The organism is Anaerococcus sp. (assembly GCF_022770135.1).
Taxonomy (GTDB): domain Bacteria; phylum Bacillota; class Clostridia; order Tissierellales; family Peptoniphilaceae; genus Anaerococcus.
Genome location: NZ_JALEIL010000032.1, coordinates 1 through 4,461 on the forward strand (window position 1 = coordinate 1; position 4,461 = coordinate 4,461).

The following is a 4,461-nucleotide window of genomic DNA, read 5'->3' on the forward strand; positions in this document are numbered from 1 at the left end:
GTTTTTTCATTTGTCCCTGCTGGTGTTTTCGGCCATATTCCCTCTCTGTACAACTGAACACATTCTTTTTTGTATTCATAGCTATATTTCATAAAAATACCCTCCTTACTGGTTTGTCCAGTAAAGAGGGTACATATCAGAATTAACTAGTAGGTGGGTTTTATAATGAGTATTTTGGCTTGGGCCGGGATAAGTTTTATTATATTCTCAAACCCCCTTACCAATCATTTGACAAATATAAATTCCTTAATATAATACATATAGAGATATTTCTATATGAGGTGGATTATGAGTGTTGATTATGAAAATTTATCTAAGAAGCTAAGGGTGATTTCTGATCCTAAGAGGCTTAAGATTATTGATATGTTATCTTGTGATGAGCTTTGTGCTTGTGAGATACTTGAGAAGTTTGATATTACTCAGCCTACTTTATCTTATGACATGAGAAAGCTAGAGGAAGCAGGTCTTGTGACTAGTAGAAGAGAGGGGAAGAATACTTTCTACTCTTTAGATAAGGATAGTTTGGATGAGATTGAGGATAGCCTAAATTCTATATTTCATATCCAAGATGATTGTATTTGCAAGGAGTAAATCCAAGGCAAATATTTTTTTCTCAAACATATAGAAGTATTTAAATGTATCTATATGTATTTTCACATACAGGACGATTTTAAATTAAGGAGGATTTTATGAAAAAGATGTATATATATGAAGGTGCTATGTGTTGTTCAACAGGTGTATGTGGACCAAGCCCTGACGAGGAACTTATGAGAGTGTCTAGTCTAGTTGATAAGCTTACTAAAAGTGGAGCTAGCATTGAAAGATATAACTTAACTAACAATACTAAGGAGTTTGTAGAAAACAAAACTATTAATAGTCTTTTAAATGAAAAGGGTGAGGATGTCCTACCAGTTGTAATAGTGGATGATGAAGTTGTTATGACAGGCAAGTACCCTAGCAATGAAGAGTTTTATGAAATGTTATTTCTATCTGATGAAGCCAAAGAGGAGACAAGTAGTGATGGTGGATCTTGCTGTTCTGGCAGTGGATGCTGCTGTTAATAGCAAGACGAAAAAGGAAGGGAGTTTAAATGAAGCAATTTGATATTAAGGAAATTGACTTAACTAAATACCTATTTTTCACAGGAAAGGGAGGAGTAGGAAAGACTTCTACTGCCTGTGCCAGCGCAATAAGCTTAGCTGATATGGGAAATGAAGTCCTATTAATAAGTACTGATCCTGCTTCAAACCTTCAAGATGTCTTTGAAACTGAGCTTGATAATAAAGGTGTTAGGATAGAAGGTGTGTCAGGTCTTACTGTAGCAAACCTTGATCCTATAGAAGCAGCCAATGAGTATAAGGAAAGTGTAGTTGGTCCATACAGAGGGAAGCTACCTAAGAGTGTAATAGAAAATATGGAGGAGCAATTATCTGGATCATGTACTGTTGAGATAGCTGCTTTTAATGAATTTTCTAAGTTTATAACTGATGGTGATCTAAAGGATAAATATGATTATATAATATTTGATACTGCACCAACAGGACACACCCTAAGGATGCTTCAGCTTCCTTCTGCTTGGACGAGCTTTATCAGCGAATCCACCCACGGAGCGTCATGTCTAGGTCAATTATCAGGTCTAGAAGATGAGAAGGAAACTTACAAATATGCTGTGGATACCCTAGCTGATGGCAAACTTACAAGTCTAGTGTTAGTTGCAAGACCTGAGGAGACTCCTCTTCTTGAAGCAAGTAGAGCATCTAATGAGCTAAGAGAACTAGGTATTAACAATCAAATTCTTATCATAAATGGTCTATTAAGTGCCCATGACGATGAAGTGTCCGAAGCTTTTTATAAAAAACAAAAAGAATCTTTAGATAAGATGCCAGAAGCTATCAAAGACCTTAAAACTTTCTTTATCCCACTTAGGGGATACAACTTAAACAGTATCGAAAACCTAAGATCTCTTCTGATTGAGGATAAGGACTATACTAGTGATCAAGATCTTAACATAGATGAAACACCTAGCCTAAAAGATATCATAAATGACTTATACAAAAATGAGAAAAAAGTTATCTTTACCATGGGAAAAGGTGGTGTAGGAAAGACCACTATGGCATCTGCTATAGCCAAGGGACTTACAGCTAAGGGAGAGAAGGTCCACCTAACTACCACTGACCCAGCCAACCATTTGACTGGTATGATTCGTGAAGATGACTTGTTAACTATAAGCCATATAGATGAAGAAGAAGAGCTTAGAAAATACCAAGAAGAAGTTCTAGAAAATGCTAGAAAGACCATGTCTGAAGATGACTTAGAGTATATAAAAGAAGATCTAAGATCACCATGTACTCAAGAGATAGCTGTATTTAGAGCCTTTGCAGATGTGGTGGATAAGGCTGATAGTGAAGTTGTTGTTATAGATACAGCCCCAACAGGACATACACTCCTGCTCCTAGATTCTACAGAATCCTATAACACAGAGATAGAGAAAAACCAAGGTGGTGTCCCAGAGTCAGCAAAGAAACTTCTCCCTAGACTAAAAAATAGTGATGAAACAGAAGTTATAATTGTAACCCTTGCTGAGCCTACTCCTTTCTATGAGTCTTTTAGACTTGAAGAAGACCTAAAAAGAGCGGGAATTTATAGCAAGTGGTGGATTATAAATTCATCTATATATAAGACTGGCTCTAGAAATAAGACCCTAGAGGCTAAGGCTAACAGTGAGCTAGAATGGATAAACAAGGTCGATGAGCGTACAGATGGAAACTTCACAATAATCCCATGGTCTAGTGATGAGATTAAGGGATCTAATTTAGATAAATTAATTAAGTAGGTAGATATGACAAGAAAAATGAAAGTTGGCTTTATATGCGTTCACAATTCTTGCAGGTCTCAGATAGCTGAGGCCCTTGGCAAGAAATTTGCAGGAGATAGAATAGATTTTTACTCTGCAGGAACTGAGCTTGTAGATCAGATAAACCAAGACGCAGTTAGGCTTATGAAAGAAATGCACGGGATAGATATGGAAGAAAGCCAATATTCCAAGCTTATAGATGACCTACCAGAGGTCGATTATGTAATCTCTATGGGTTGCAATGTAGTATGCCCATTCCTTCCTTTCAAGCACAAAAAGTATGACTGGGGGATAGAAGATCCTACTGGCAAGTCTGATGAAGAGTTTGTCAAGGTAATAGAAGAAATCGAAGGGAAGTTAAAGGGCTTGATCCGAGAAATAGATGAGGAGGTAGATAGATGAAAAAACAAGAAGGTATAAGCTTTTTTGAAAAAAATCTTACACTTTGGGTTTTAATATGCATGGCTATAGGTGTTTTAATTGGACGCTTTATACCTGCTATTCCAGAGACTCTGGGAGAGTTTGAGTTTTATAATGTATCTATTCCAACAACCATACTTTTATGGATCATGATATATCCAATGATGCTAAAGATTGATTTTAATAGTATAAAAAATATCAGAAACAATCCTAAGGGTTTATTTATAACATGGATTGCCAACTGGGTTATCAAACCCTTTACTATGTACCTAATAGCTAGATTATTTTTCTTTGGAATTTACAAAAATATTATTAGCGGAGATCTAGCATCAGAGTACCTAGCAGGAGCAGTTTTATTAGGAGCAGCTCCATGTACGGCCATGGTATTTGTTTGGAGTAAGCTAACAAGAGGGGATAGTGCCTATACCTAGTTCAAGTGGCGAGCAATGACCTTATTATATTAATTGCCTATATACCAATAGTAAGCTTCTTACTAAAAAGGGGAAATATCAATATACCTTGGGGGACCCTACTTTTATCAATCATACTATTTATAGTAGTTCCTCTAATATTTAGTATCCTAACAAGAAGACGTGTTATAAAAAATAAGGGTGAAGATTACTTAAATAATGAATTTATCCCATCATTTGATAAGTATACTATGGTTGGATTATTGCTAACTTTGATAATTATATTCTCATTCCAAGGGATGAAAATTATCGCCCAACCTCTAGATATAGCTCTTATAGCTCTACCACTTATACTTCAAACCTTCCTTATATTTGCTATAACCTTTGGCATGGCATATCTAGCAAAATTGCCTTATTCTATAGCTGCTCCATGTGGGATGATAGGAGCATCTAACTTCTTCGAACTAGCTGTAGCTGTTGCTATCTCACTGTTTGGCCTATCATCTGGTGCAACCCTTGCAACAGTGGTAGGAGTATTGGTAGAGGTACCGGTAATGCTGCTCTTAGTAAGAATAGCAAACTCAATGGAAGATAAGTTTAATAGATAAGTGCATAAATGTTTTTTAAGTTTTTTGTAAGAATCAGTCTTAGTTGTACTAGGGCTGATTTTTATAATTGGCTATTATTTACTTATTTACATAGATAACTTGGACTTTTATATATACATGTCATCAAATACTGTAGATCTCTCAGTCGTTCCTCCTTCGACGGTAGTTT

Annotated in this window: 4 protein-coding genes and 1 pseudogene; all 5 read left to right on the top strand. The window is 36.0% G+C overall.

Annotated elements, in window-relative coordinates:
• The first annotated feature begins 288 nt into the window (after positions 1-288).
• Positions 289-591 carry a metalloregulator ArsR/SmtB family transcription factor gene (locus tag MRZ08_RS01325; RefSeq protein WP_297378410.1) on the top strand — a complete coding sequence of 101 codons (303 nt, stop codon included), beginning with the start codon at positions 289-291 and terminating at the stop codon, positions 589-591.
• A gap of 98 nt (positions 592-689) precedes the next feature.
• Positions 690-1,061 (top strand): arsenite efflux transporter metallochaperone ArsD, encoded by a 372-nt coding sequence (arsD, locus tag MRZ08_RS01330; RefSeq protein WP_297378413.1) that lies wholly within the window; start codon positions 690-692, stop codon positions 1,059-1,061.
• 29 nt (positions 1,062-1,090) lie between these two features.
• Entirely contained in the window at positions 1,091-2,833 is a 1,743-nt protein-coding gene (gene arsA / locus MRZ08_RS01335) for an arsenical pump-driving ATPase (protein WP_297378416.1), read from the top strand.
• 6 nt (positions 2,834-2,839) lie between these two features.
• Positions 2,840-3,256, top strand: coding sequence for an arsenate reductase ArsC (locus MRZ08_RS01340; protein WP_297378419.1), 417 nt, complete (start codon positions 2,840-2,842; stop codon positions 3,254-3,256).
• Positions 3,253-4,292: pseudogene (arsB, locus tag MRZ08_RS01345) on the top strand (ACR3 family arsenite efflux transporter). Before MRZ08_RS01340 ends, arsB begins: the two are co-directional and overlap by 4 nt.
• Positions 4,293-4,461: the final 169 nt, after the last annotated feature.

What these genes read in the sequence shown, in the direction of transcription:
- MRZ08_RS01340 (WP_297378419.1), top strand. Translation starts at nt 2,840, where the DNA reads ATGACAAGAAAAATGAAAGTTGGCTTTATATGCGTTCACAATTCTTGC.
- arsA (WP_297378416.1), top strand. Translation starts at nt 1,091, where the DNA reads ATGAAGCAATTTGATATTAAGGAAATTGACTTAACTAAATACCTATTT.
- MRZ08_RS01325 (WP_297378410.1), top strand. Translation starts at nt 289, where the DNA reads ATGAGTGTTGATTATGAAAATTTATCTAAGAAGCTAAGGGTGATTTCT.
- arsD (WP_297378413.1), top strand. Translation starts at nt 690, where the DNA reads ATGAAAAAGATGTATATATATGAAGGTGCTATGTGTTGTTCAACAGGT.